The sequence below is a fragment of the Arcticibacterium sp. SM2516 genome, assembly GCF_057914865.1.
Genome location: NZ_CP195290.1, coordinates 2,460,610 through 2,486,743 on the forward strand (window position 1 = coordinate 2,460,610; position 26,134 = coordinate 2,486,743).

23 protein-coding genes are annotated in these 26,134 nt (G+C 35.8%); 16 read left to right on the plus strand and 7 right to left on the minus strand.

What is annotated here, in order from left to right:
* Positions 1-57: 57 nt before the first annotated feature.
* The 15 genes from glgP (at position 58) to ACSBFT_RS10280 (ending at position 16,716) form a co-directional block, all read left to right on the plus strand.
* Positions 58-1,719, plus strand: a complete 1,662-nt coding sequence (gene glgP, locus ACSBFT_RS10210; protein ID WP_489604530.1) for an alpha-glucan family phosphorylase — start codon at positions 58-60, stop codon at positions 1,717-1,719.
* 219 nt (positions 1,720-1,938) lie between these two features.
* Positions 1,939-2,277: a four-helix bundle copper-binding protein gene (locus ACSBFT_RS10215; protein WP_489604531.1), complete on the plus strand. Its 339-nt coding sequence runs from the start codon at positions 1,939-1,941 to the stop codon at positions 2,275-2,277.
* A gap of 13 nt (positions 2,278-2,290) precedes the next feature.
* A complete protein-coding gene (locus ACSBFT_RS10220) occupies positions 2,291-3,106 on the plus strand; it encodes a DUF6920 family protein (RefSeq protein ID WP_489604532.1) in 816 nt (271 codons plus the stop codon).
* Positions 3,107-3,361: 255 nt separating this feature from the next.
* Positions 3,362-4,102, plus strand: a complete 741-nt coding sequence (locus tag ACSBFT_RS10225; RefSeq protein WP_463048440.1) for an HAD-IIB family hydrolase — start codon at positions 3,362-3,364, stop codon at positions 4,100-4,102.
* 227 nt (positions 4,103-4,329) lie between these two features.
* Positions 4,330-5,001, plus strand: coding sequence for a BON domain-containing protein (locus tag ACSBFT_RS10230; protein ID WP_463048441.1), 672 nt, complete (start codon positions 4,330-4,332; stop codon positions 4,999-5,001).
* Between the two features lie 106 nt (positions 5,002-5,107).
* A complete protein-coding gene (locus ACSBFT_RS10235) occupies positions 5,108-5,683 on the plus strand; it encodes an HdeD family acid-resistance protein (protein ID WP_489604533.1) in 576 nt (191 codons plus the stop codon).
* 193 nt (positions 5,684-5,876) lie between these two features.
* A complete protein-coding gene (locus ACSBFT_RS10240) occupies positions 5,877-6,569 on the plus strand; it encodes a type 1 glutamine amidotransferase domain-containing protein (protein ID WP_463048443.1) in 693 nt (230 codons plus the stop codon).
* Between the two features lie 462 nt (positions 6,570-7,031).
* Positions 7,032-7,685: a BON domain-containing protein gene (locus ACSBFT_RS10245; protein ID WP_489604534.1), complete on the plus strand. Its 654-nt coding sequence runs from the start codon at positions 7,032-7,034 to the stop codon at positions 7,683-7,685.
* 196 nt (positions 7,686-7,881) lie between these two features.
* Complete coding sequence (locus ACSBFT_RS10250; protein WP_463048447.1) at positions 7,882-8,427, plus strand: hypothetical protein; 546 nt, start codon at positions 7,882-7,884, stop codon at positions 8,425-8,427.
* A gap of 41 nt (positions 8,428-8,468) precedes the next feature.
* Positions 8,469-9,503: a glycoside hydrolase family 130 protein gene (locus ACSBFT_RS10255; protein ID WP_463048449.1), complete on the plus strand. Its 1,035-nt coding sequence runs from the start codon at positions 8,469-8,471 to the stop codon at positions 9,501-9,503.
* A 12-nt stretch (positions 9,504-9,515) separates the two neighbouring features.
* Positions 9,516-11,888, plus strand: a complete 2,373-nt coding sequence (locus tag ACSBFT_RS10260; protein ID WP_489604535.1) for a glycosyltransferase — start codon at positions 9,516-9,518, stop codon at positions 11,886-11,888.
* 44 nt (positions 11,889-11,932) lie between these two features.
* Entirely contained in the window at positions 11,933-12,268 is a 336-nt protein-coding gene (locus tag ACSBFT_RS10265) for an HPF/RaiA family ribosome-associated protein (RefSeq protein WP_489604536.1), read from the plus strand.
* A 295-nt stretch (positions 12,269-12,563) separates the two neighbouring features.
* On the plus strand, positions 12,564-12,989 hold the full coding sequence (locus tag ACSBFT_RS10270) for a hypothetical protein (RefSeq protein ID WP_463048452.1): 426 nt from the start codon (positions 12,564-12,566) through the stop codon (positions 12,987-12,989).
* A gap of 261 nt (positions 12,990-13,250) precedes the next feature.
* Positions 13,251-13,889: a DUF6064 family protein gene (locus ACSBFT_RS10275; RefSeq protein ID WP_489604537.1), complete on the plus strand. Its 639-nt coding sequence runs from the start codon at positions 13,251-13,253 to the stop codon at positions 13,887-13,889.
* Between the two features lie 331 nt (positions 13,890-14,220).
* Positions 14,221-16,716: a cation-translocating P-type ATPase gene (locus ACSBFT_RS10280; RefSeq protein WP_489604538.1), complete on the plus strand. Its 2,496-nt coding sequence runs from the start codon at positions 14,221-14,223 to the stop codon at positions 16,714-16,716.
* Positions 16,717-17,361: 645 nt separating this feature from the next.
* On the opposite strand, the gene ACSBFT_RS10285 is transcribed toward ACSBFT_RS10280, so the two are convergent.
* From ACSBFT_RS10285 to ACSBFT_RS10305, 5 genes are all read right to left on the minus strand, one after another.
* Positions 17,362-17,814, minus strand: coding sequence for a sll1863 family stress response protein (locus ACSBFT_RS10285; protein WP_489604539.1), 453 nt, complete (start codon positions 17,812-17,814; stop codon positions 17,362-17,364).
* A gap of 47 nt (positions 17,815-17,861) precedes the next feature.
* Positions 17,862-18,047: a CsbD family protein gene (locus ACSBFT_RS10290; protein WP_463048456.1), complete on the minus strand. Its 186-nt coding sequence runs from the start codon at positions 18,045-18,047 to the stop codon at positions 17,862-17,864.
* 160 nt (positions 18,048-18,207) lie between these two features.
* Positions 18,208-18,636: a response regulator gene (locus tag ACSBFT_RS10295; protein WP_489604540.1), complete on the minus strand. Its 429-nt coding sequence runs from the start codon at positions 18,634-18,636 to the stop codon at positions 18,208-18,210.
* Positions 18,626-20,884, minus strand: coding sequence for a PAS domain-containing hybrid sensor histidine kinase/response regulator (locus ACSBFT_RS10300; RefSeq protein WP_489604541.1), 2,259 nt, complete (start codon positions 20,882-20,884; stop codon positions 18,626-18,628). Before ACSBFT_RS10300 ends, ACSBFT_RS10295 begins: the two co-directional genes overlap by 11 nt.
* 107 nt (positions 20,885-20,991) lie before the next feature.
* Complete coding sequence (locus ACSBFT_RS10305) at positions 20,992-21,558, minus strand: helix-turn-helix domain-containing protein (RefSeq protein ID WP_463048459.1); 567 nt, start codon at positions 21,556-21,558, stop codon at positions 20,992-20,994.
* Between the two features lie 1,183 nt (positions 21,559-22,741).
* Here ACSBFT_RS10305 and ACSBFT_RS10310 point away from each other — a divergent pair.
* On the plus strand, positions 22,742-24,133 hold the full coding sequence (locus tag ACSBFT_RS10310; RefSeq protein WP_489604542.1) for a tyrosine-type recombinase/integrase: 1,392 nt from the start codon (positions 22,742-22,744) through the stop codon (positions 24,131-24,133).
* Between the two features lie 421 nt (positions 24,134-24,554).
* On the opposite strand, the gene ACSBFT_RS10315 is transcribed toward ACSBFT_RS10310, so the two are convergent.
* Positions 24,555-25,298 (minus strand): RraA family protein, encoded by a 744-nt coding sequence (locus ACSBFT_RS10315; RefSeq protein ID WP_489604543.1) that lies wholly within the window; start codon positions 25,296-25,298, stop codon positions 24,555-24,557.
* Between the two features lie 60 nt (positions 25,299-25,358).
* Complete coding sequence (locus ACSBFT_RS10320) at positions 25,359-26,132, minus strand: SDR family NAD(P)-dependent oxidoreductase (protein WP_463048462.1); 774 nt, start codon at positions 26,130-26,132, stop codon at positions 25,359-25,361.
* Positions 26,133-26,134: the final 2 nt, after the last annotated feature.

Consider the following 26,134-nt stretch of genomic DNA (forward strand, 5'->3'; position numbering starts at 1 on the left):
GGAGGTTTTCAAATGAATAAAGCGGGTTTAAGTTTTTCATTCTAATAAATAGAAATTATGTCGTTAACAGAAACAAAAGCTATAGTCTCTAAATACCTATCGGTACAGCCAAATCAAAAATTGGTTACCTATTTATCTATGGAGTTTGCAATAGATCAATGCCTCAAAATATATTCGGGAGGATTGGGATTTTTGGCGGGTTCTCATTTTCGTAGTGCGTATGAACTTAATCAAAACATGATTGGGGTTGGTATTTTATGGAAATATGGGTATTACGACCAAACACGCGATGCAGACAACTGTATGCAAATAAGTTTCATCAAAAAAGAGTATTCATTCTTGATAGATACTGAAATAAAATTTCAAATAACAGTTAATGAACATCCAGTATGGGTCAAAGCTTGGCTTTTACCTCCATATACATTTAGGACTGCCCCATTGTTTTTATTAAGTACTGATTTGCCAGAAAACGATTATTTATCACAAACCATAGCCGAGCGATTGTATGCACCAAACGATCTTTCGCGTATTGCAGAGTCTATATTATTGGGTTCAGGAGCTCATAAATTAATGAAAATGCTTGAGATTGAGCCAGATGTATGGCATCTGAACGAAGCCCATGGTTTACCATTAATCTATGGTTTACATCAAGAATACAATAATTGGGATGTCGTCAAACAAAAAACTGTTTTTACCACACATACACCCGAGCAGGCCGGGAACGAACGAAGACCTTTGGAACAACTTTGGAAAATGTCCTTCTTTTGTGGGGTTTCTTGGGACGAAGTATATAAAGCAAGCTATATCGAAAATGGGATTTTTAGCTATACCGAAACGGCATTAAAGTGCACCCATAAGCAAAATGCGGTGTCCAAACTTCATGAAAAAGTGTGTAAGGAAGACCTTTACAAGCACCTATTGGGCGAGATGAATATGACGGCCATAACCAATGCACAAAACACCAATTATTGGCAAGACTTACCATTAAAAGAACTTTTGCAATCGAATGATGACGCTGGGATTGTCAATCGTAAAAAAGAATTAAAAGTTGCATTGTTTAAAATAGTAGCTGACCAAACAGGCAAAATATTTGACCCAAACGTATTAACAATAGTTTGGGCACGCCGATTTGCCGGCTATAAAAGAGCATGGTTATTATTGAAAGATTTAAAACGTTTTAATGAACTGACTAACAGAACCAATGAACCTATACAGGTAATTTGGGCTGGCAGGCCCTATCCCTCTGCTCAAGGAGATATTGATTTATTCCATCGACTTGAACAAGAAACAAGAAATAATAAAAGAGCTGCTGTACTTACGGGTTATGAATTGGAATTATCAGGTTGTCTGAAGAAAGGCTCAGACGTTTGGTTAAACACCCCCCGTTATTTGCATGAAGCCTCAGGTACATCTGGGATGACGGCCGCTATGAATGCCTCGTTAAATCTAAGCGTTGACGATGGCTGGGTAGCTGAGTTTGCTAAACATGGACAAAATGCCTTTGTGATATCACATGCCAATGAAAACCAAAGTGATGAACAACGAGATGAACAAGAATATCAACTGATGATGGAAATACTTGAGAAAGAAATTATTCCGATGTATTACCAAAACTCTGCTGATTGGGTAGGTATTATTAAACAATCTATGAAGGACGTAAGCACCAATTTTAATAGCAACCGAATGGCTTTAGAATATTACGAGAAGCTCTATAGCTAAAAAAGTGTTTTACTCACCCCATTAACAAAGCTTTAAAGCAGGCTTCCAAGGCACAACAAGTGGATATATATGGAGAGGTATTTATCGGTGTTATACTTTTACTGTGTTTCAAAAAGATGTGATTCATGTAAATATCTGCCGAAGTTGTGTAATGCGTTTTAAAGCTAATAAATTCAACTTTGCTAGGTAATAATACCGTTACAAATAAAGATGAACGTCATGAGTGATCAAAAATTTCAAGCTTGTATAGATGCTTGTCTCACCAGTGCAATAGCGTGCAATAGATGTGCTACTGAATGTTTAAATGAAGATGGAGTGAAAACACATATAGCGTGTATCCAACTTTCTAGACAATGTTCGGTTATATGTTTTGCTGCGGCCCAACTATTGAGTATTGGCGGAAAGCATGCCACCCATTTATGTGCAGAGTGCGTTGAAGTGTGCGAAGCCTGTGCCACTGAATGTGAAAAACATTCCCACTCGCATTGTAAAGAATGTGCCGAAAGCTGTCGAAAATGTGCAGAAGAATGCAGAGCGATGAACAAAATGGCGGCTTGAAATCTAACAAACCATGCTATACTTCTTGATTATCATTTCAGTGATTGGCCTAATCTTTATTGCTGGAAAAGTAAATCTTTCAATAAAATTTAAAAAACAGGTCACTCAGCTTTTTTCAGAATCTAAAAACATTCCAGCTAAAACGTTTACTTATAAACTATTGGAAGGCTTACCCGAACCTGTGCAACGTTATTTCAAGCACGTTTTGAAAGAAGGCCAACCGTACATAAGTTATATCAGGCTAAAACACGATGGTCAGTTTAAATCAGACTTGAAAAAAGACTGGGTTAATATCACTGGCGAGCAATATTTTACGACGCAAAAACCTGGTTTTATCTGGAAAGGTATTACCTCAATGTTTGTAGCTCGTGATATGTACCTTGGCAATGAAGGCAGGCTTATTGCCACGCTATTTTCAGCATTTAACGTTGTGGATGTGCATGGAAAACAACAATATAACGAAAGTGAATTATTACGTTGGCTATCAGAAAGCATTTGGTTTCCAACCAATCTTTTACCATCTGAAAATTTGCAGTGGACCTCCATTGATAGTTCATCTGCCCGATTGACTTTTCAATACCACGGTCTATCACTTGTTTATATCATCACATTTAATGCATTAGGTGAGATTACCCAAATGGAAACGAAGAGATTCATGGACGAGAAAAGGTTAGAAACATGGCTCATAAAACCTGATAATTATCAAGAAAAAAATGGTGTGATTATTCCTATTCATGCCGAGGTATTTTGGCGATTAAAAGAAGGTGATTTTAGTTATGCCAGCTTTTTTGTTCAAAAAATTGAATACGATAAACCTAAAATGTTTTAACCCGGATTATGCGTTGGGGAGTCGTTATGAATTTTAAAGTACAATAAATCAGACAATTAAAGGAAATTAGCATAGCGTTTACCCCGAGATAACTAAGATACTTCCAAGTTTTTAAGCTGTTTTTTGATGAATAAATTGTTCATCGTATGGAATCCCTGATCTTACTACTGCGAACTGATTTGAAGCAATTTTGCTACTGTCCCGATAGCTATCGGGAGATTTTCCAATGTATAAAGCGGGTTAAAAACACGCACTATGAAAAAGCTAGTCATTTTCGATTTAGATGGTACCCTTGCGGCAAGTAAATCTCCACTCGATGCCGAAATGTTAGTATTGTTACAAGCATTGCTTGATAAAATGACAGTGGCAGTTATATCTGGAGGCGATTGGCCGCAGTTCAAAAAGCAACTTCTTGATAATTTTCCTTCAAATAAAAGACTCCATAATTTACACATCCTCCCAGCATGTGGTACTAAACTATATCAGTATTCTGATAGTTGGAAGAAAATATATTCTGAAGATTTCGGTCCAGCGGAAAAAGAGAAAATAATTCATTCTCTTAATGAGGCTTCCGAATCCCTAGGTTTCAAAATAACCGAAACTTGGGGCGATGTTATTGAGGATAGAGGGAGTCAGATAACCTTTTCAGCATTGGGTCAGGAAGCTCCGCTAGAAATAAAAAAACAATGGGATCCGAATTTTGCAAAACGAAAGAAAATTAAGGCAATACTGGATGAGCTTATTCCAGAATTTACAATACGCCTGGGCGGTACTACATCGATAGATGTCACTAGGCTTGGCATAGACAAAGCCTACGGTATCAAAAAGCTACAAGACATTCTTGGCATTGCCATAGAGGAGATGTTTTTTATTGGAGATGCTTTATTTCCTGGAGGAAATGATTATCCGGTCAAAGAAATCGGAGTCACATCTATTCAAATAAAAAATCCGGAAGAAACCAAGAGGCTTATTGAAACAATAAATGCCTTTATATAGAAAGCAAGCCTAGAACTGCTACAGATTCTGTAAAAATGGCGAACGATATAAAGTAGGGATATTTTAGGATGGATAATGCAGATTAAGCTCTATAGCGTTCACAATCTCATTCTCCTAAAATATGTGACTTACGTAACAATCGTTCAAAATTGTGTAACGCCATAATTTATTGGAATCCCAATCTTTGCTAGGCAATAAGAATTCATTTATTGCTTAACAAATCCAAAATGAAAACTAATTCAGAGTTACAAACTGACGTTCAAAATGCCATCGAATGGGAACCCTTATTGCATGCAGCAGAAATTGGAGTTACCGTTAAAGATGGTGTGGTTTCTCTCAGTGGGGTAGTGGATAGTTATGAAAAAAAACACGAGGCTGAAAATGCAACTAAAAAAGTAATTGGCGTTAAAGCCTTGGTTGAAAACATTGAAGTAAAGTTTCCAAGTTCATGGTCAAAAAACAACGCTGAAGTTGCTGAAGAAGTTTTAGCTGCCTTAAAATCAAATTGGTCAGTTCCAAACGAAAATATAAACATAAAGGTAGAAGATGGCTGGGTTACCTTAGATGGTGAGCTTCATTGGAACTATCAAAGAGAGGCCGCTGGTAGTGCAGTACATTATCTTACTGGTGTTAAAGGTCTAACGAATAACATTATTATCAAGTCAAAATCTGATGATGCCATTCAACAAAAAGATGTTCAAAATGCAATTAATAGAAATGGGTCAATCAATGACAACGACATCCATGTAAAAGTTTCTGGAACAACGGTAACACTTTCTGGAACAGTAACTTCTTGGTATCAAAAAGAAGAGGCTGGACGTATTGCTTGGAAAACCTTGGGGGTTTGGCAAGTAAATAACGAATTGAAGGTAGACTATGAGCAGGCATTTGCAAACTAAAATCAACAAAAAGCGAAGAGGTATTTCTTAGCTTTTCCAATCCATGAAATTGAGTTAATGCAAACTCAAAAACAGTATAGCCGACATTTAAAAACAATAAACGTACATGGTAAATCAAACATTCAAAACATCCCTATTCTCTGCAAAATATTGGTATTTATCGCTTATACTCGGAGTCTTATTTATTGGTATTGGAATATGGGTTTTTATGACCCCGCTCGAATCCTTTTTAACACTGGCGATCTTTTTCAGTTTTACGTTTTTTGTAAACGGAATTTTTGAAATCATTTATTATCTATCCAATCGTACCACCACACCAAATTGGGGCTGGGGCCTAGTTTCGGGCATTTTCGACTTACTGTTTGGTATTTGGCTAATATCAAGTCCGCAGGTTTCTATTGAAATATTACCTATTTACGTAGGTATAATGTTGATGTTCCGTTCGCTTACGGCTATTGCTGTCGCCATAGAATTCAAAGGTACTTTCGCAAAAGGATCGGCATGGTTATTATTGCTAGGAATAATTGGAACTGCATTCTCATTTATGATGATTTGGGATCCGTTTTTTGGAGGCATGACCATCATTTACTGGACTGCCTGGGCATTCATCTCTATCGGAGCTTTCCGAATATTACTTGCTTTTAGGCTAAAGAGTATAAAAAATGTCAAACCTAAAAATTAGAACATCTAGAGAGCTAATCGACCAGACTCTCCGAATTGGTAAATCCAAATCGTGTTGATTTAATGATGTAGGAAATATCAAAAATTGTCTACAAAACTATGTTTGATAATGGTTTTATTAAAAAGTGATAACACCGTTTAATTCCTTTGCTCAAAAAAAATATAAAAACTAACATAATTAAACTTAGAATAGCATGAAAATTTTAATCGTATTAACCTCTCATAACGAAATGGGAGACTCAGGAAAAAAAACAGGGTTTTGGATTGAAGAATTTGCTTCACCTTATTATGTATTTGTAGATGCGGGCTCTGATATAGACATAGCTTCACCAGCAGGCGGGCAACCTCCCGTAGATCCTAAAAGTGAGGAAGTAGAATCCCAAACACCTTCTACACTACGTTTTTACAAAGATAGCGATGCCATTTATCAAGTCGCTAATACGCTAAAACTAAGAAACATTGACTTTAATCATTACGACGCCGTTTTTTATGCTGGAGGTCATGGTCCTTTATGGGATTTAGTAACATACAAAGCTTCCATAAAGCTTATTGAAGATTTTTACAATAGTCAAAAACCAATCGCTTTTGTTTGCCATGCTCCTGTAGCATTAATAAATGTTAAAGCAGAAAATGGGCAGCCACTTATAAAAGGCAAAAAAATGACAGGTTTTTCAAATTCCGAAGAAGAGGCAGCTGGATTGACCAAAGTTGTTCCTTTTTTATTAGAAGATGAATTGAAAAAACTAGGAGCTCATTATAGTAAAGGAGCAGACTGGAGTTCATTTACGCAGCAAGACGGATTATTAATAACGGGTCAAAACCCTGGCTCGTCAGAAGCAGTAGCCAAACTATTATTGAAAATCCTTCGTGGTGAAAAAGAATCTTGACGTAACGCTTTACGGACTAAAAAAATTAAGCCAATAGCACATGAATTTAATAAAAAATTTAAACTGGCGTTACGCCACCAAATCAATGACAAATGAGCTTGTCATCAAACAAAAATTGTGCAATTATCAATGCTACACTTCTTGGTCCTACATCATCAGGTTTACGGCTTTTTGAGGTGTTTTTAATAAGCAATAAAGCGTTGAAGAAAAAGGTTTTGGTGTAATTCAAATACTCCAGAATCCTTACCACCTTCATGATAATTCTATCTATAAAAATTCCCAAAAACTTAAGATTAGCATCTTTTTTGAAATTTCGGGACTAATAAACACATCAAAAAATGCTTTAGCGGACCAAAGGTGTGATTAATACAACTATAGACCTCTAATGTGTAACTTCTGGAGGTAATATATTTAGACCTTTATTGTGTTGGAACGCCCAGGTGCTGACATAAATAAAATGGCATGAAAAATAATATAGAATTACAAAAAGACGTTCAAAACGCCATTAAATGGGAACCTTCTTTGCATGCCGCAGAAATTGGTGTAACGGCAAAAGATGGGGTTGTAACTTTAACGGGTGTGGTGGATAGCTACTCCAAAAAGTTAAGTGCAGAAAATGCAATCAAAAAGGTGAAAGGCGTAAAAGCATTGGCAGAAAACATCATTATAGATTATGGCTATTCTACCCAAAAAACCGACGGCGAAGTTGCACAAAATATCCTATTGGCATGGAAATATAACTGGGAAGTGCCTGAAGATAAATTAAAAGTAAAGGTAGAAAAAGGCTGGGTGACCATAGAAGGTGAAGTCGCTTGGAAGTATGAAGAAGAAGCTGCTCATGACGCCATCAAAAACCTCTCTGGGGTTAAGGGCGTAATCAATCTTATAAAAATCAAGTCTGAATCAAAAGATGCTCTTGAACAAAAAGATGTAGAAAATGCACTTACTCGGAATTGGTCAATAGATGCCAAAGATGTAAAGGTAGAAGTAAATCACAACAGGGTTAGACTAACCGGTTTAGTACACTCTATATACCAAAAAGACGAAGCTGAGCGATTGGCATGGAATGCACCTGGAGTTTCTTCGGTGGAAAATGACCTTGCCGTTATTTTTTAAATTTCCCAAACCGGATGATCCAAAAAGCGAAGAGAATCCCCCTTTGCTCTATACATCAGAATGGGTGCAGAACACAACTTCTCAAAGTCAAAAAACTGGCTATCAAAGCCCTCTGTAGATGATGAAACACAAGGTTTACTTCGGTTTATATAGGGACATATTCGACTTTAAATAAGCAATTTAGAAAAAAAATAAAATGAATAAGAACTTACCCATATATCTGTACGGTACCATTATGATTTTAGAAGGTATTTTTCTTCTATTTTCATCTCATTTTAGTTTTGAAACTGTCAAATACACTTTGGGTATGGCTATGATTATTGGTGCATTATTTGGCTTTTTAAAAGCCCTATTGCAACAAAAAAAACGCATTGAATTCGCTTATCATGAAATTCATGGTTTGACAATCCTCCTCTATGGAGTCTCTGTGCTGTTATTCGCTACCAACTTGGAAACGCTTACACAGCTTTCGGCTTTTGTGTTCATTTTCTACACGTTTTCAGAAATTATTTTTTGTTTCTTCCTCTTTGACCTTGCCGAGAAACTGGTCTCCAAAATTGTTCTTGTACGCATTTTTCTCGGAATACTGGTGGGCATAGGAACTATAATTATTATGCATTATTTCAGTACAAACGATATAGTTGCCATGCAGGGTTACGCGATACTCTTTATCATAATTGGTATCAATACCTTGCTTTATGTGCCAATTATAAAAACCAGGAAATTAAAACGCACAGCTTAATAAATCAATTAAAAAATTGGTAAGAACAAATATTAAAAAAAATGGTCACAGTAAATAAGCACGGTATTCTATTAACTAAAACCAACCATAGTTTTGAATGCGAAGGTGTGCTCAATCCTGCCATTATTCAGGTGGGTGATAACATTCATATGTTTTACCGAGCAGTAGCCAAAGATAACTATTCCACCATTGGGTATTGTAAATTATCGGCTCCAACAGTGGTGGAAAGTAGAAATGAAACTCCCCTATTATATCCACAAGCAGCATATGAATTTCAGGGATTGGAGGATCCGAGAATTGTAGAAATCGAAGGCACTTTCTACCTTACATATACCGCATATGATGGTTTAAATGCATTAGGTGCCTTGGCTACTTCAAAAGACCTTGTGCACTGGCAAAAGGAAGGTATCATTGTACCTCAAATTACCTATGATGAATTTAAACATTTCACTGAAATAAAAGGGCCTATGCATGAAAAATACATGCGTTTTAATGAGAAATCAAAAAGTAATTTCAAACAAGACAGAAGAGAGTTGTTATGGGATAAAAACCTAATTTTTTTTCCGCGAAAAATTAATAATAAATTTCACTTTCTGCATCGCATAAAGCCTGATATTCAGATAGTAGTGGCTATAGAAAAGCTAAGCGATCTTACTACTGATTTTTGGCAAAACTATTTTTCAAACTTTGACGAAAACGTTGTTTTATCGCCAAAGTATGATCATGAGGTAAGCTATATTGGCGGCGGAGGACCGCCTATTGAAACGTCGGACGGCTGGCTGCTTATTTATCACGGTGTGCACGACACTTTGAAAGGTTATGTGTATTCGGCTTGTGCAGTCTTGCTCGACTTAGAAAACCCACAAAAAGAGATTGCCAGGCTACCCTACCCTTTATTTTTCCCGGAAAAATCTTGGGAGCTGAATGGTGAAGTTAACAATGTATGTTTTCCTACAGGAAATATACTTGAAGACGACAACCTATATATTTATTACGGTGCTGCAGATGAACAAATAGCCGTAGCCTCCCTAAGCTTGAAAGAACTTTTAGAGGAATTGGCGTCAAACAGAACTTAAAACATTACAACAATGATAACTCGTATAATCAATTATTGCAGCGAAAGCACTTTCAAACCTAAGCGGTCTACACCAACATTGTCGGTTGCGAAGACTAATGGTGTAGCTCATTTACTTCCTGAAATCCTATTCGTAACTTCTTTTCCACCAAGAGAATGCGGTATAGCCACTTATACCCAAGATTTAGTAAATGCTTTGGACAATCAATTTGAAAACTCCTTTATCGCTGTTATATGTGCATTGGAAACCGACGCAGAACAACTCGATTACAGCCAAACTCCTAAATTTATTTTAAACACTGATAACGCCAATGAGTTTCGTAAAACGGCGTTCCAGATCAACAATGATGATAACATTAGTCTAGTAGTCATTCAACATGAGTTTGGTTTTTATGCTAAAAATGAATCTGCATTTAAAAACTTTTATAAAAGCATTTCTAAGCCTATCATTTTTGTTTTTCATACGGTATTGCCAAAGCCAATTGAAGCATTGAGAGCAAAAGTGAAAGCTATGGCTGCGAGTGCATCTTCTATTGTGGTGATGACCGAAAATGCAGCGGCCATTTTAATAAATGATTATGCTATCTCGGCTGATAAAATTACGGTAATCGCCCATGGTACGCACTTGGTGCCCCCATTAAATAGAGAAAAACTAAAAAAAGAATATCAGCTTTCTAATAGAAAAGTGCTTTCCACTTTTGGCTTATTAGGGCCTAGTAAGAGCATAGAAACAACTTTAAATGCCATGTCTGCTGTTATCAAAAAACATTCTGATGTATTGTTTTTGGTATTGGGGAAAACACACCCCTCACTCCTTTTACAAGAAGGTGAAAAATACCGCACTATGCTTGAGGCAAAAGTGAAAGAGCTAAACATAGACAAAAATGTACGCTTCGTAAATGAATATTTGCAATTGCCTGTGCTTTTGGAATATCTACAACTTTCAGATATTTATTTATTTACGTCTAAAGACCCAAATCAGGCAGTAAGCGGAACTTTTTCGTACGCGGTAAGCTGTGGTTGCCCGGTTATTTCTACACCCATACCACATGCACTTGAAGTTTTGAGTAATAATAATGGGCTCATTATTGATTTTGAAGATTCAGTACAATTGTCCGAAGCCATCATTTCATTACTTGATAATAAAAAACTAAGAGCAGAGATTTCGTCGAATAGCTTGCACCAAATGGCCTCAACAGCTTGGCAAAATTCTGCCATAGCTCATGCACTACTTTTTGAAAAATTAACGGATAATGCTATCAAATTGAAATATAAAGTTCCTGCTTTCAATTTTACACATGTAGAAAAAATGACAACTGATTTTGGTATGATACAATTTGCCAAAATAGCCATTCCCGACATTCATTCGGGCTATACTTTAGATGATAACGCCAGGGCTTTGATTGCCATTTGTCAGCATTATGAAATCTTTCAAAACGAGGAAGATATCTTATTAATATTCACCTATTTGAAGTTCCTTAAGTATTGTTTGCAGCCCAATGGCCAATTCTTAAATTATGTAAATGAAGCTCAAGAGTTTACCGCTCAAAATATCCCAGAAAACTTAGACGACAGCAATGGTAGGGCTATTTGGGCGTTGGGCTATGTGGTTTCATTGAAAAAAATTATGCCTTTTCATGTAACGCTCATTGCCGAACATTTACTAAGTAAAGCATTGCCACATTTAGAAGATATCCATTCCACAAGAGCCATGGCTTTTATCATAAAAGGCTTGCACTTTCAAAATGAACCAGAAAACATTCATTTACTTCAAATACTCGCAGACCGTATGGTACAAATGTATAGACACGAAAAAGCCAATGACTGGTTTTGGTTTGAAGATTATCTCACCTATGGAAATAGCCTACTGCCTGAGGCCATGCTTTGTGCCTATCTAAGTACCCAAAACGAGGAATATAAAAAAATAGCAAAAGAAAGTTTCAGTTTTTTGCTTTCAAAAATATTTGTAAATGGGAGCATAAAAGTCATTTCAAACAAAGGCTGGCATATTAAGGGGCAGAATGAAGAAAATATAATAGGTGGAGAGCAACCGATAGATGTGGCTTATACCATAATGGCATTGGAAAAGTTTTATCATGTCTTCAAAAACAAAGACTATAAACAAAAGGCGAAAGCTGCCTTTAATTGGTTTTTAGGCGACAACCATTTGCATCAAATTGTATATAACGAATGTACCGGTGGATGTTATGATGGTGTAGAAGAGCACAATGTCAACCTCAATCAGGGAGCTGAGTCTACTTTGAGTTATTTAATGGCCAGACTGAGTATAGAAAGGTTATTTAAATCAGCTAGGACATCCAAATCGGCAGAACCTGAAGTCAAATTTAAAAAAATGCTACACAAAGCATTGGCATTAGCGAACTGATGATTTTCTCAACCTATAAAGACTGAATAATAACATTTAAGAATATGACAATTGAATTTATCAAAGACAGATCGATTGATTTAGACGAAAAACATAGCGATGTCCTTTCCTCATTAATTGAGGATGGCTTTGAAAGGTATGAATCTCATATAACCGCCATAGAAGCTCTTGTGTCAAATGAAAATGCCAATAACGAAGAGACAAATGATATGCGTTGCTTACTCGAAATCCGAATTAATGGTAAGAAGCCGATGGCTGTTTCAAGCGGAGCCGATACTATAGAAGAAGCCGTATTAGGAGCCATTGATAAATTTACGGCTACGCTCGATAGCATTATTGAGCATAGACAAAATCATTCGAATAATGTATGCGTAAAATGAAATTCAAGAATAGATATAATAAACTTCCGGTGATATTTAAACCCGGATTATGCGTTGGGGAATCGTTATGAGTTTAAATGGGTGTAGCCTGTGCTCAGCTTGACGAAGTATACTGATTTGAAGCAATTTAGCTCCGGTCCCGATAAAATCAGGAGATTTTCTAAGGCATAAAGTGGGTTAAAATAGTAGTACTCCCCATTCTTAGAACAATAAATCAAAAAGAAGCTTCCGTTAAAAATAATTTCAATAAATAGGCAATAAATCAACCGCCTTATCAAGTATAAAAACAAATAATATGAAAAGTATAAATAGAATCTCCAAATTGCTCGCTGCCACACTAATGCTCTTTGCCGTGTTTTCGCTTTCCTCTTGTTCAAAAAGCATGACATTTTCTAATTCAAATGTGGTTCCGGCTGCAACTGGCTCCGTAAAAGTTAAAAGTGACAAGAATAACAATCACTCTATATCATTGGATATAAACAACTTGGCTCCGGCATCACATTTAACACCTCCCAAAAAGACTTATGTAGTTTGGATGATTACACAAGACCATGAAACCAAAAACATTGGTCAGTTAAAAAGCACTACTGGCTTTCTATCCAACACCTTAAAAGGATCCTTAAATGCGGTAACTCCCCTTAAGCCGTCATCCTTTTTTATTACGGCAGAAGATGATGGAAGTGTTGAATACCCTGGAATGACGGTTTTAAGTACCCGTTAAACCTATCCTTACTCATTCGGATAAAAGCTTCAAAAGATGGGAGCATTGAAAGTATTTTCAAAATTCTTTTCAATGCTCCTTTTTTATGGGTTCTCTCGTAATATGAGTAATCGTGGGTAGCGGAGTATTGATATTTTTTGGATACAAATACTATCAGTATTTTTTTCGGCCGAGGACCGGTTACATACCATATGTTTTTAACAGTTATAATATTTTTTGTTGCCTTGTTACCACAAGCAAGAAATCAATTTAAGAAGGAATATGGAAATACCTTTTACCACGGAACAATTCATCGGTGTATTTGAAAAATACAATTCAAGCGTATTTCCATTTCAATGGGTAATATTGTTATTTGCCATCATCGTATTATTAGTATTCAGCTCTAAATCTTCGCTTAAAAATAAATTCATAGGAAGTTTTCTTGGTCTATTGTGGATATGGATGGGGCTGGTTTATCACATCATATTCTTTTCTTCAATAAATAATTTAGCTTTTGTATTTGGCGGATTCTTTGTTTTACAAGGGGTGTTGATTTTAATAAATACTTTTGTAAAGGATAAATTAATCTTCCGTTTTTCTGCTCAAAGAAAAAATTACTTTGGTTACTTCTTTATACTATTTGGAGTAATTATTTATCCCATCATAAGCTACTTTAGTCAGGGTTCATTTAACAGAACTATAGCACTTGGGCTGCCCTGCCCATCTACCATTTTCACTTTTGGTTTTTTCATGATGACGGGCAAATCATTTCCAAAATATTTATTAATAATCCCTTCTATGTGGGCAATTATAGGTTTGTCAGCTGCAATACACCTTGGGGTTTATCAAGATTTCATGATGCCAATAACTGCAATCGTTGCGGTTATTATGTTATTCAAACACCAAAATGAAATGCCATAATCTCATGTCAAATATTTTACATCCAATAGGGCTGTTACGACTTTCAAGAAAACAAATTCACTATTCGGTTTTATAAAGAAGAAAAACAGTTAGATGTTGACTTTATAAGTTAAAAATGAAACATCAACAGAGGTCGCCTTTGAATGGGAAAGTCTTAAAGCGTAGAAAGAAACCTTGTTTCCCCACCTTTAATTACCATAAAATCGGCTAAGGCTGCGTCCAAAAGTCCGTGACGGAAAATTTAAGATGAAAAAATATTTTAACTTACTAACAAGTTTTTTGAGGTGACCATCACTTTATTGAGAAACCATTAAATGAAGCATTGAAAGGCATGGGCAAATACAATTTTAACCTCAAGGGGCTTACTTCTGAGGAAGTACTCAAGTCTAGAGCTCAATTTGGGAAAAACACACTGGAATTCAAGCAGGAAAATGGATTTTGGGAAGCTCTTAAAAGTTTGGCAAAAGAGCCTATGATTTTGCTTTTACTGGCCATTTCTGCTATCTATTTCGTTTTAGGAGAGAATGGTGATGGCATTTTCCTAATGTCAGCAGTTATTCTAGTAGCTTTTATATCTCTATATCAGGATTCTCGTAGCCGAAATGCTCTAGACAAATTAAAAAATTACACACAAGCAAAGTGCAAGGTAATTCGCGATGGAGAAGTACTGGAAATTCTAAGTGAAGAACTCGTTTCAGGAGATTATCTCATCGTAGAGGAGGGCACATCCATCACTGCCGACGGCCTTATTATTCAATCAAACGATTTCTCAGTAAATGAATCCGTGCTTACGGGAGAGTCTTTGTCCGTTTTTAAAGATGCGGAATCGACAAATTCTGAAGTTTACAGCGGTTCTTTGGTGGCAAGCGGTCTTGCCGTAATTGAGATTAAATCCATAGGATTAGAAACCAAATTGGGTAAAATAGGGAAAAGTCTTGAATCCATTCAAGAAGAAAAAACCCCTTTGGAAATACAAATCAACAATTTTGTAAAAAAAATGGTGATTGCCGGAGGCATCGTATTCCTCATTGTGTGGGGTATAAATTATGTACGTACAGAAAATATCCTGGAAAGTTTACTGAAAGCATTTACGCTGGCTATGAGTATTTTGCCCGAAGAAATACCTGTGGCTTTTACCACTTTTATGGCTTTGGGTGCATGGCGACTTATGAAAATGGGCATCATTGTGAAACAGATGAAAACGGTAGAAACACTTGGAAGTGCTACTATCATTTGTACGGACAAAACGGGCACCCTTACAGAAAATAAAATGAGTTTGGCGAGGCTTTATTCTTGGGAGGACAAATCGATTGTCAAGCCTCAAAAAGACCTAAGAGAATCTGAATTTAAGCTCTTGACAATGGCGATGTGGTCTAGCGAACCCGTTCCTTTTGATCCCATGGAGATAGCCCTTCATAAAGCATATGGCGAATTACTAATGATGGATGCCAGGTCTGATTATCACATGATTCACGAATATCCGCTGAGTGGAAAGCCACCAATGATGACTCACCTCTTTGAGAATGAAAGCGGAAATAGAATTATTGCAGCCAAAGGAGCTCCAGAAGCCATAATGGCAGTTTCTGAATTGTCTAGTGAAGATATTTCGGAAATAGAAGCTGCTATCAACGACTTAGCTTTAGAAGGCTTTCGGGTATTGGGTGTAGGTGAAGCAAAACTCGAGGGAAATAATTTCCCTGGAACGCAACAAGAATTTAAATTCACTTTTAAAGGCTTGGTGGCTTTTTATGATCCTCCAAAAAAGAACATAAAAGAAGTACTACAGGATTTTTACAATGCTGGTATTGCTGTAAAAATAATAACAGGAGATAATGCCGCCACTACCGGCACTATCGCCCGGCAAATCGGTTTCAAGGGTGCGGATAAAAGCATTTCTGGTGACGAACTGATGAAACTTAAGGATACCGAATTGAGTGAAAGGGTAATGAATATAAACATTTTCACAAGAATGTACCCTGAAGCCAAACTGAGGATTGTGGAAGCATTAAAGTCACAAAATCAAATAGTTGCAATGACTGGGGATGGTGTAAACGACGGCCCAGCCCTTAAGGCGGCTCATATTGGTATTGCTATGGGAACAAAAGGTACCGAGATTGCGAAACAAGCCGCATCCCTTATTTTGGTGGAAGATGATCTATCTAAAATGGTTGCTGCCATAGCTATGGGAAGAAAGATTTATACCAACCTAAAGAAAGCCATTCAATATATTATCAGTATTCATATACCTATCATATTAACAGTCTTCATTCCTCTAATTTTGGGTTGGGTTTATCCCAATATATTTTCTCCTATGCACATCATTTTGCTTGAATTAATTATGGGGCCAACCTGCTCTATTATTTATGAAAACGAACCTATGGAGAAAGACACGATGATACAAAAACCGAGGCCACCCAAAATTACATTTTTTAGTTGGAAAGAACTCTTAACCAGTATTGTACAAGGATTAATGATAACAGGAGGTACATTAATTACTTATCAATATGCCGTTTATCTGGGATACGCGGAAGAAATCACAAGGGCTATGGTTTTTAGTACTTTAATATTTGCCAATGTTTTCTTAACGCTAGTCAATCGCTCCTTTTACTATTCCATTCTCACTACACTGAAATACAAAAATAATCTTGTTTTGTTAATTATCGCCATTACCTTATTAGTGCTCTTAAGTATGCTTTTTATCGAGCCCATTACAATTTTCTTTGGTTTCAAAGGATTAGCTCTGACACAAATTGGCCTATCTGCCTTACTGGGCTTCCTTTCGGTAATATGGTTCGAATTATTTAAATGGTACAGAAGAAGAGCCTGACGTCATTTTGTTTTAAGGAGTCTTTTGGCTGTGCCATCACTGGCGAATAACAGAAATAGGACTATGGTGAAGCAGATAATAACCTGGGCAGTTAATCTTGAAAGTATATTGGCTGATTCCTTTTCAGAAATAACCTTAGTAAGAAGTTAAAAGAAAGTTTTAGAGGAAGAGGTAAACACCTTAAAATATCCTAATGCTCCACTCAAAGCTTTATTGCAGTGTTAAAGCTTTCAAATTTGGTTTTTATCACACTTTAAACCTTTTTTAGCCTTTTATGAAAAAATGCTTTTGCTCGAGTCCGCATTTCTTGTGATTTTTTTTCTTTCAATGAAGCTCTATAGGCTTCTTGAAAATTAGACCAACTATAAAGTAAAAAGGCAACTATTGAAACCGCCCAAAAAAGTAAGAACATTTGTAAGAGCATGATAATTATATTTAAAAAATAGACTGAAATTCTATCGAAATTTGGGATAGTAAATCTTAATAATCATCCCTTTATTACTTGTCAAAGTTGAACTTTTTAGGTATTCAAAGCCTTACATTTAAGAGCTATATTGTTATAATATTCACACTATATATTGATTAGTACGTAAAAAAGGCTACCTCAATCGAAATAGCCTTTCTGTTCACTTTTCAAATAACCCTCTATTGATTCATATTTTTTTCCGCTCTATTTGAAATAGCTTTGCCTAAATCATCCATTTCTTTGTTGAAATCGGTTTTAAAGTTTTCCCACTTATCGTGAGCATTTTCTTTAGGTTCTTCAATTCTAAGTGTCAAATCGGCATTCTTAACTTCTAGTTCGGCTAATTCTTGCTTATATTCGGCTAGATTCGTCTTTTTATTATCAATTCTTTTAGCTTTCAGCTCTGCTATTAGCTTATCATTTTCTGCGAGTTTCGCCTTGGCGTTCCGCATATAATTTTTATAGTCCTCTGTAGAATCTATTATCGCTTCTCTTAGGTCTGACGTGGCTTCTACCAAATCTGCATTTGCTTCATTTACATCCTCCACCTTTTTTTGGGTTGAGCTTGAGCAGCTTACTATTCCCAAAAACATAAATACGATTGCTGCTACCTTCATTTGATTGTTATTCATTTTATTTAAGTTTAATTCGGATTTCAAGCCGATAAAATCAATGCTTTTTATAACTCTGCCAAAATGGCTCTAATTTCGTCTTTGCTCTTTCCTAGCTTAACTTCAAGCCTTCCTAACAATTCGTCACTTTTCCCTTTTACGAATAACAAATCGTTATCAGTCAATTCTGCAAACCTTTGTTTCAATTTTCCTTTTTGTTCGTTCCAGTCGCCTTCTAATCCTAATCTGTTCATTTTATGAATTGTTTAATACTTAACAAATGTAGGGTCGTTGGGCAGTGATTATGTTGCACATAAATTGATATATATTACAACTTTCACGCTTTTTTAAAACAAAAAAAAGACTGCCCTTTTGAGACAGTCCCCGATGAAGATTTTTTTATAAAAATTGAACTTACAAGCGATCCATATACCAACTCAATTGTTTTTCTATTTTTTTAACGTTGAAGATATCGATGATAATTTTCTTCAGCCTCATAAACGAAGTTTCGCTCTTTATCACATAGTCTATAGCGGAATGATGCATGCAATCAACGGCCACGGCAATGCTATCTTGTGAAGAAAGCATTATAACAGGTACTTCTGGCAATATTTTTTTTATTTCATCTAATGTAGCTATGCCATTCATCGCATTTTTTTCGATGCCATCTAGATGATAGTCAAGAATAATTACATCAGGTTTTAGATCCAGACTAGCAATGCAAAGTTCACCCGTTGCGAAAGTATGAATGTCGAAATCAGCATTTTCTTGAAATTCTATTTCCAGTAACTTTAAATAAATGGCATCGTCGTCAGCCAAAAAAAGTTTCACCTTATTTTTCATTATTTGATATATTTAGCTTTTTCAATTCCATTTCCAATTCATGATACGACTGGGTACAGACATCCTCAATTTGTTTAAGTAGTGATAAAATACCCTCTTCGGATTCTTGCCTATTAGCGAAATCTTGAACCTTTTTAGCAATTTCCTCGTAGTCACGACTGATTCCCATTATTGAAAATGAAGGAAGCATTTTATGAAGTGTAGCATTTAACATTTTCCAATCTTTTTCTAAATAACTGCTATTCATAGCCTTGATTAATGTTGGCGTTTGTTCCAAATAAAGCAAGATCATCTCTTGCATCAACTTAGGATTTGACTTTGTTCTCGAAATCAAATAGTTCAAATCAATGCATAGGGCTTTTATGGGTTCCTTGATTTCTATTTCCTTCGTGGCTCTGTTTAATTTACTCTTCTTAATTTGACTAATTATTTTGCGATACAATATTTTCTCATCCACCGGTTTAGAAATGTATTCATTCATTCCTATTTGTTTACATTTAGATAAATCCACGGTGGTTACATCTGCAGTTAGAGCTATAATGGGAATGGTAGATTTCAACGTTCTTCGGATATATTCAGTGGTTTCAAATCCATTCATGACGGGCATTTGCAAATCCATCAAAATAATGTCATAATTATTCAGTTCCATTTTTTGAATAGCTATTTTACCATTAGAAGCTATATCGCAACCAAAGCCAAAATCGTCAAGAACGGTTCGCATAAGTAGTTGGTTAAGTGGAACATCTTCTACCACTAACACTTTGATATTTGAGAATTCGGTTTCAAGGGCTAAATGCGTTTCTTCTAATTCTACTTCTTTATCGGTTTTTTTAAACTGCAGGTTAAAACTAAAAACCGAGCCAACGTTGAGTTTACTTTTTACCTTTATGGTGCCACCCTGTGCCTCCACCAGTTGCTTCACAATGGCCAGCCCTAAACCCGTACCACCGTACAGTCGCGTACTGCCACCATTAGCTTGCTGGAAGTTCTCAAATATCTTATCCACTTCTTCTGCTTCTATGCCTATTCCGCTATCACTTATGGCAAATTCAATGTCAACAACATCGGAGGTTTCTTTCAATAATTCTACACTGACTTTAATATTTCCATTAGAAGTGAATTTGACCGCATTACTTACCAAATTTAGTATTATCTGATGCAATCGTACTGGATCACCTATTAAGACCTTCGGAATTCTTTCATCGTATTCCTTGATTAAAGTAAGATTTTTCTCTTGAATCTTGAGTTCAAAAAGGTGCAACATAGAAGCCACGGAAATAGAAAGTTTGAATGGTATTTGTTCAAAAGTCATTTTACCAGCATCTACTTTGGCCAAATCCAAAATATCGTTTATCAGCACTACCAGAGCGTCACCACTCATTTTTATGGCCAATATATATTCTCTTTGTTTGGATGTCAATTCTGAGTTCAGCACCACTTTTGTAAAACCTATAATGCCGTTCATGGGTGTTCGAATCTCATGACTCATATTAGAGAGGAATTGCTGTTTGGTTTTAACCGCATTTTCCGCGACTATGGCAGCTGATTCAGCTTTTCGTTTAGCATTTTCGGCTAATTCTGTTGCCAATTCGGCAAATATTTTTGCTTCCGTCAGTTCCTTTTCAATGTTTTTTTGCTCAGTGATATCACGTGCTACCACCACTACTCCTAATACCTTTCCCTGATCATCTTTATAAACCGACCCATTAAATAGCACATCCGTAAGTTTGTGATCTTTGATGGTGAGTGGCAAATCAGATACATAACCTAAATCATAAATTTTATCAAAACCTTTTTTTGCATCGTCAGGGTTTGTGAAATAACTAAAGAACGAAGTTCCTATCAGCTCTTTTCTTGATTTACCGGTTATTTCCAAACAGGCCTTATTCATATCCGATATTTCTCCTTCAGAATTTATTGTAAAAAGCGGATCAAGGCTCGCTTCTATTAGACTTCTTGCATAATTATCAGACCTTCTGCCTAAAATTCTCCTTTCTATTTCTTGTTTATGTTTTTCCAGTTTTATATTGGCATCGGACACCTCTTTTGCTATTTTCTCTTTCTCTGCTCTTTGAAAATCTAGTTCATTATTTGCAATTTTAAGTTCATTAGCCCTATTTGTTTTTTCTATGGTTTGCACTTCCAGTTCCTCGTTGGCAATTATCAATTCCCTAGATCGCTTTTCATTCTCTTCCAATAAAAATACTAGCTTATCTTGAGCCTTTTTCAAATCCGCAGTATTTGGCATAGTATAATATTAAAATGATAGTTTAAAATTAAATGGCTGTTTTAGCATACTATTAATAAGTCATTTACGACAATAATGTAACCTTTTAGATGAAGTGATATTTTAACTCATTTACCAATATCTTCTATCGGGTTTCTCCGTTTAATTTTCAATTGTTTAAAATGGGATGGACTAAGCCCTGTTATTTTTTTAAACTGGTTAGATAGGTGAGCCACACTGCTGTAGTGCATTTTCCAAGCGATTTCAGTCAAATTAAGCTCATCATAAATGATTAATTCTTTGATTCTTTCAATTTTATGATTGATGATAAATTGCTGAATAGTGATTCCTTTTACCTCTGAAAAAACATTTGAGAGATAGGTATAGTCATAATTTAATTTTTCACTCAGGTAATCGGAATAATTGGTTCTCGGCAGCTCATCAGTATAATGAACCATTTCTATAATGACGGTCTTTATTTTTTCAATCAAAATTGCTTTTTTGTCGTCCATTAATTCTAAGCCATCTTCTCTTAGTGCTTTTTGAAGATGCTCTCGTTGCTCGATCGTCAATGATTCCATTATTTCTACTTCCCCTAGATCCACCACAATAAAATGAAGTCCCATTTTTTTCAACTCCTGTTTTACCACCTTTTTACAGCGAAGACTTACCATGTATTTGATGAATAGTTTCATTTTTATTGTTTGGCTTATATCATCCAAAGAAATCAAACCAGTAACTTAGCTGTAAGTACTGGACATTAAGCGTCTTAGCCATTTATAATCATTTTAAATACTTCTTGGCAGGCCATCTACTTTTGAACCATAACTATCAAAAGGAGTAAGTTTTTCGGCCACCTCTTCGAATTGAGCAGATTGCTAAATATCCCAGATAACAGGTCTATCAACCACCGCGAATGGCAAGTTTACTATTATAAGATGAACATTTGACTTCTCTATCTCAATACCATCGTTAGGTTTGTTCATTTTCAGCTAAGAGACTTTTTTTAATTATAACAGATATTTAATTTATAATTAAAACCGTCTTTTTTGCCAAACAAAGTAAGTCACTAATTAATCGCTTAAGTTGTAAGATACGGAGTATTAGTTACATAAATCACACATTCTGAATAAGTAATGCTGTTTAGATCAAGTACAAACTCTGGGGGATTATTTGCTATATAAAACACAAAAGAGGGTATAGCATACCAATTGAGAAATATAGGTAGGATGGCATCCCTTTAAACCTGAAGCTTCACATTAAATAGAAAACTGGCAAAGCAATAGTAAATGTGGCATCTCATGCATTAACATTACTTTCAGTTTGATAATTAAAGTAATGTTCAAAGTCGAAATGTTTCGCGATTGTATGATGGTAAAAGTAAACAAGGGTGTCTGAAGCAAATATGAAGAGGCATACCGTAAGAAATAACACAAGATACCTTAACACATTCAAAACTAATCTTCCATCATTAAGTCCGATAAACGAAGCTTTATTCATATCTTAAGCTAATGTTTTGACCAACATTGTACCAGTAATATTTAGAGTCAAGGTTAGATGTTCTGAAATTCGAAATATTCCATTTTTTTCAAGGTCCAATTCACATTAGCCCTGCAAAATTTCAGATTGCAAAAAACCGACTCATTTCTGAATCGGTTTTCGTAGAGACTCTTATCGGGATCGAACCAATGACCTACTGATTACAAGCCCCATAATCAGTAGGTCTCCTATTTATCACAACTTATCGATACTTATCATTAACAACTCATTACCAACATTTTACATGAAATATAACTTCCTAAATTATTAATCAATAATTTCTAATTAGTACATTTGTATTGCAACTTGTTCTGCAACTAAACCAAAATATACAACCCAATGCCGACAGCAAAAATTTTCTTAGATACCAGAAAATCTTCCGAGAATAAAGGAATAATTAAGGTGTCATTAACACATAACAGAACACAACGTTTATATACAACAGGAATAAAAATAGACCTTGATGAGTTTCAAAAATTTAATAGTGGCATCGGAAAAGATGGCATAAGTGGCAGAATAAAAAACCCTCGATTTATTGACCTCTACGAAATTCTTTATGGGTCTTTTAGAGATGGCTCCGAAACAGTCTCAGGTTACCATAAAAGAGCTGTAGAAATTATAGATAATCTAGGAAGTAAATTCACATTCGAATCCTTTAAATATGAATTTGATAATTACTCAAAGAAGCACCTTTACAACTCTTCGAACGAAAATGATGTTTTCGTACTGACTGAGGGAATAATCAATAAACTTTGGAATGAAGACAGGATAGCAAATTCGAATTCATATAAGACGGCCAGTCAATCATTAAAAAGGTTTTTGAGAGAAATGGATAAGCATGTTAGAGCAGAACTGCTCCTTCCCCAGCCTCCGAAAGATGAAACAAAACCTTTAACACTGAGTTTTGAACAAGTTACTGTAAACTTCCTGAATCATTATGAGGACTGGATGTTAAAATATGGCAGAAAAAGCCAAAAGAAATTTGGACCAGGTTACCCGGCAAGTAGAACTACTGTTGGCATATATGTTCGACAAATCAGAGCTGTTTTTAATGAAGCCATAAGTAGAAAGATTACAGAAAATTATCCTTTTGGTAAAAGAGATTATGTCATCCCAGCAGGAAGAAACATCAAAAAAGCTTTAACTAAAGGAGAAATCAATAAAATACTGGATTATGTACCTGATCCAAATACTTTAGAAGCACGCGGTCATGCTATTTGGGTTTTCAGCTACCTTGGGAATGGAATAAACGTTTCAGACATTTGCAGACTTAAGCAAATTGATTATGACGCAAATAATCGAAAAATCACTTTTGTAAGACAAAAAACAAAGAGGACCAATAAGTCCAATTTAAAAGAAATAGAAATTTATCTGGCGGACGAACATATTTCTATCATTCGAAACTTTGGAAGTACTAAAAGAAACGGAAACGCATATCTCATGAGTTTTCTGAATCAAGAAATGACAGAACTACAAATCATGAAAACTATTCAGCAAATCATCTTGATAACAAACAAATGGATGAAGAAAATAGCTGACAAATTAGGTATAGTCAGCCCCGTCACAACTTATGTGGCACGCCATAGTTTTGCCACTATTCTACTTCAATCGGAAGCTCCTATTGCATTTATATCAAAGGCACTTGGACATTCTAACTTAGCAACAACCGAAGCATACCTTGGTTCATTTGAAGATGATAAGGCCCGAGGCTATATGAAGGCTTTGAGATAGGACTATCGAAACTTATTGAAAACAAATCAACTCTTTATTACAAAGTTGAACCCTTTTATCTAATTATAGCGTCTAGAAAGGGGCGTTAAAAACTCAAAAAGAGCCTATTTGAACTTTAAATCCCCATTAAGTTTAGAATAAATTCAATGGGGATTTAAGCAAAAAGTAAACTGAATAAGATAAGAATTCAACTTATTCAAGCAATCGCTAGCGTAGCTAAAAAAAACGTGTTTAAAATTATTTCAAAACTAGGCCATCTCCGTAATAAAACGGAGATGCCTAGTTTATCATTCCCACTCTAAAACATAGACCAACTCAAAAAAATATTAAAACTTTTGCTTCAAATTCATTTGGACTTTCTTCCAAAACTACTTTCAAATTATATGATGTATTTAAAATTCATCCTAGAAGACTGAAAAATCTAGAAATAACCTCCTCTATCAGTTATTTCTCTTACGGTTTTTCCTTCTTTAACCCATCCAAATATCTTTTTTTCATTTTCTCTGATCTCTTCTGCTCTAATGAGTACATCATAAGCAATATTTCTGGGTACAATCAGAACACCATCAATATCCCCAATTACAATATCTCCAGGCTTAACCAGTACATCGTCAATTTTTATAGGAACTTGATAATCAGTAATCAGGCAACGCCCCAAACTCCCGTTAGAAATTCGGTATTCATAAAAAATAGGGAATTCGGCCTCTAATATTTGATGCGTATCACGAATACCTCCATCTATACAAGCACCTTTTAATTTTTTACCTTTAGCCGTTGCTGTCATCACACCTCCCCAAAGGGTCGCTTTCGAATCTCGACTCGTATCCCAAACCACGAAAGCATCCTCATACATATCATCAAGCATCTGCGTCCGAAATTCCATTTCTCCCGTTATTTTCACATTCGGAGAACTCTTCACGGTAAATGCAAAGCCAGCTACCGATTGATATTCACGCAGTGGCACAATCCTGCCAGGCAGAGCCTGTTCCAACAGACAAAACTCACGAAGAACATCGTTAACCGCTCCTGTGTACAATGTTTCGTATCTGGCCAATAACTCTTTATCGGGAATCGGAAATGTAACAACCGGCACCTCTTCTCTGTTTTTTATTAAATCTTCAAGGTTCATCATACCAACCTCTTTTTTATATAATTCCGAACTCATAATTTTAATTTTTTAAATGTTTATTCTCTCCTTTCTTTTTTACCTCGTTTTTATTTAATCTCAGATGAGCAAATTCATGCCGCCATCCACAAAAATATCTTGTCCTGTGATATATCTTCCTGCTCCTGAACATAGTAATAAAGCCATGGGCACACAATCCTGTGGTTCTCCAACAAAACCTAAAGGAATCTTGGCCTCTACATTTTTTTTGTAATTTTCGTTTTGTAAGACTTCTTCATTCCTTTTTGTCCTTATAGCTCCAGGAGCTAAATTATTTATAGTCACGCCTTGGGATGCCAATTGTGGAGCCAAGTTTTTAACTATATTTACCTGTGCAGATTTCGTTGCTGCATAGACTATCATTTGAGGATGTGGGCGTACTTGTTGAATACTACCAATGGTGAGTATTCTACCCCAGCCTTTCTTTTGCATATCAGGAGACAGAGCCTGTACCAGCAAAAGAGTAGACCTGAGGTTAGTATTAACTTGTTTACTAAACTCCTCCAAATTCACATCCTCCCATTTCTTCCTAAACTGTACAGAAGCATTCAGCACCAGTATGTCTATCACAAGCTGTTGCTCTATCAAAAAATCATTTAATTCACTTACGATTTCGGGTAGCGAAATATCATATTTGAACAAGAAACATGTTCCTGATTTCTTTTCTATCTCTTCCTTAGTTCCTTCTGCTTTATCATCTCCCGAAAGATAATTAACGATAACCTTAGCTCCTGCAGCGGCTAGCCCCAAAGATATGGCCTTACCAATCCCCTCACTACCACCCGTTACCAAGGCAACTTTTCCTGTTAAATCGAATATTTTTTCTATTTGCATAA

Bases quoted from the DNA above. Each gene is read 5' to 3' on its own strand.
- glgP (WP_489604530.1), top strand. From the start codon at position 58: ATGTCGTTAACAGAAACAAAAGCTATAGTCTCTAAATACCTATCGGTA.
- ACSBFT_RS10215 (WP_489604531.1), top strand. From the start codon at position 1,939: ATGAGTGATCAAAAATTTCAAGCTTGTATAGATGCTTGTCTCACCAGT.
- ACSBFT_RS10220 (WP_489604532.1), top strand. From the start codon at position 2,291: ATGCTATACTTCTTGATTATCATTTCAGTGATTGGCCTAATCTTTATT.
- ACSBFT_RS10225 (WP_463048440.1), top strand. From the start codon at position 3,362: ATGAAAAAGCTAGTCATTTTCGATTTAGATGGTACCCTTGCGGCAAGT.
- ACSBFT_RS10230 (WP_463048441.1), top strand. From the start codon at position 4,330: ATGAAAACTAATTCAGAGTTACAAACTGACGTTCAAAATGCCATCGAA.
- ACSBFT_RS10235 (WP_489604533.1), top strand. From the start codon at position 5,108: ATGGTAAATCAAACATTCAAAACATCCCTATTCTCTGCAAAATATTGG.
- ACSBFT_RS10240 (WP_463048443.1), top strand. From the start codon at position 5,877: ATGAAAATTTTAATCGTATTAACCTCTCATAACGAAATGGGAGACTCA.
- ACSBFT_RS10245 (WP_489604534.1), top strand. From the start codon at position 7,032: ATGAAAAATAATATAGAATTACAAAAAGACGTTCAAAACGCCATTAAA.
- ACSBFT_RS10250 (WP_463048447.1), top strand. From the start codon at position 7,882: ATGAATAAGAACTTACCCATATATCTGTACGGTACCATTATGATTTTA.
- ACSBFT_RS10255 (WP_463048449.1), top strand. From the start codon at position 8,469: ATGGTCACAGTAAATAAGCACGGTATTCTATTAACTAAAACCAACCAT.
- ACSBFT_RS10260 (WP_489604535.1), top strand. From the start codon at position 9,516: ATGATAACTCGTATAATCAATTATTGCAGCGAAAGCACTTTCAAACCT.
- ACSBFT_RS10265 (WP_489604536.1), top strand. From the start codon at position 11,933: ATGACAATTGAATTTATCAAAGACAGATCGATTGATTTAGACGAAAAA.
- ACSBFT_RS10270 (WP_463048452.1), top strand. From the start codon at position 12,564: ATGAAAAGTATAAATAGAATCTCCAAATTGCTCGCTGCCACACTAATG.
- ACSBFT_RS10275 (WP_489604537.1), top strand. From the start codon at position 13,251: ATGGAAATACCTTTTACCACGGAACAATTCATCGGTGTATTTGAAAAA.
- ACSBFT_RS10280 (WP_489604538.1), top strand. From the start codon at position 14,221: ATGGGCAAATACAATTTTAACCTCAAGGGGCTTACTTCTGAGGAAGTA.
- ACSBFT_RS10285 (WP_489604539.1), bottom strand. From the start codon at position 17,814: ATGAATAACAATCAAATGAAGGTAGCAGCAATCGTATTTATGTTTTTG.
- ACSBFT_RS10290 (WP_463048456.1), bottom strand. From the start codon at position 18,047: ATGAACAGATTAGGATTAGAAGGCGACTGGAACGAACAAAAAGGAAAA.
- ACSBFT_RS10295 (WP_489604540.1), bottom strand. From the start codon at position 18,636: ATGAAAAATAAGGTGAAACTTTTTTTGGCTGACGACGATGCCATTTAT.
- ACSBFT_RS10300 (WP_489604541.1), bottom strand. From the start codon at position 20,884: ATGCCAAATACTGCGGATTTGAAAAAGGCTCAAGATAAGCTAGTATTT.
- ACSBFT_RS10305 (WP_463048459.1), bottom strand. From the start codon at position 21,558: ATGAAACTATTCATCAAATACATGGTAAGTCTTCGCTGTAAAAAGGTG.
- ACSBFT_RS10310 (WP_489604542.1), top strand. From the start codon at position 22,742: ATGCCGACAGCAAAAATTTTCTTAGATACCAGAAAATCTTCCGAGAAT.
- ACSBFT_RS10315 (WP_489604543.1), bottom strand. From the start codon at position 25,298: ATGAGTTCGGAATTATATAAAAAAGAGGTTGGTATGATGAACCTTGAA.
- ACSBFT_RS10320 (WP_463048462.1), bottom strand. From the start codon at position 26,132: ATGCAAATAGAAAAAATATTCGATTTAACAGGAAAAGTTGCCTTGGTA.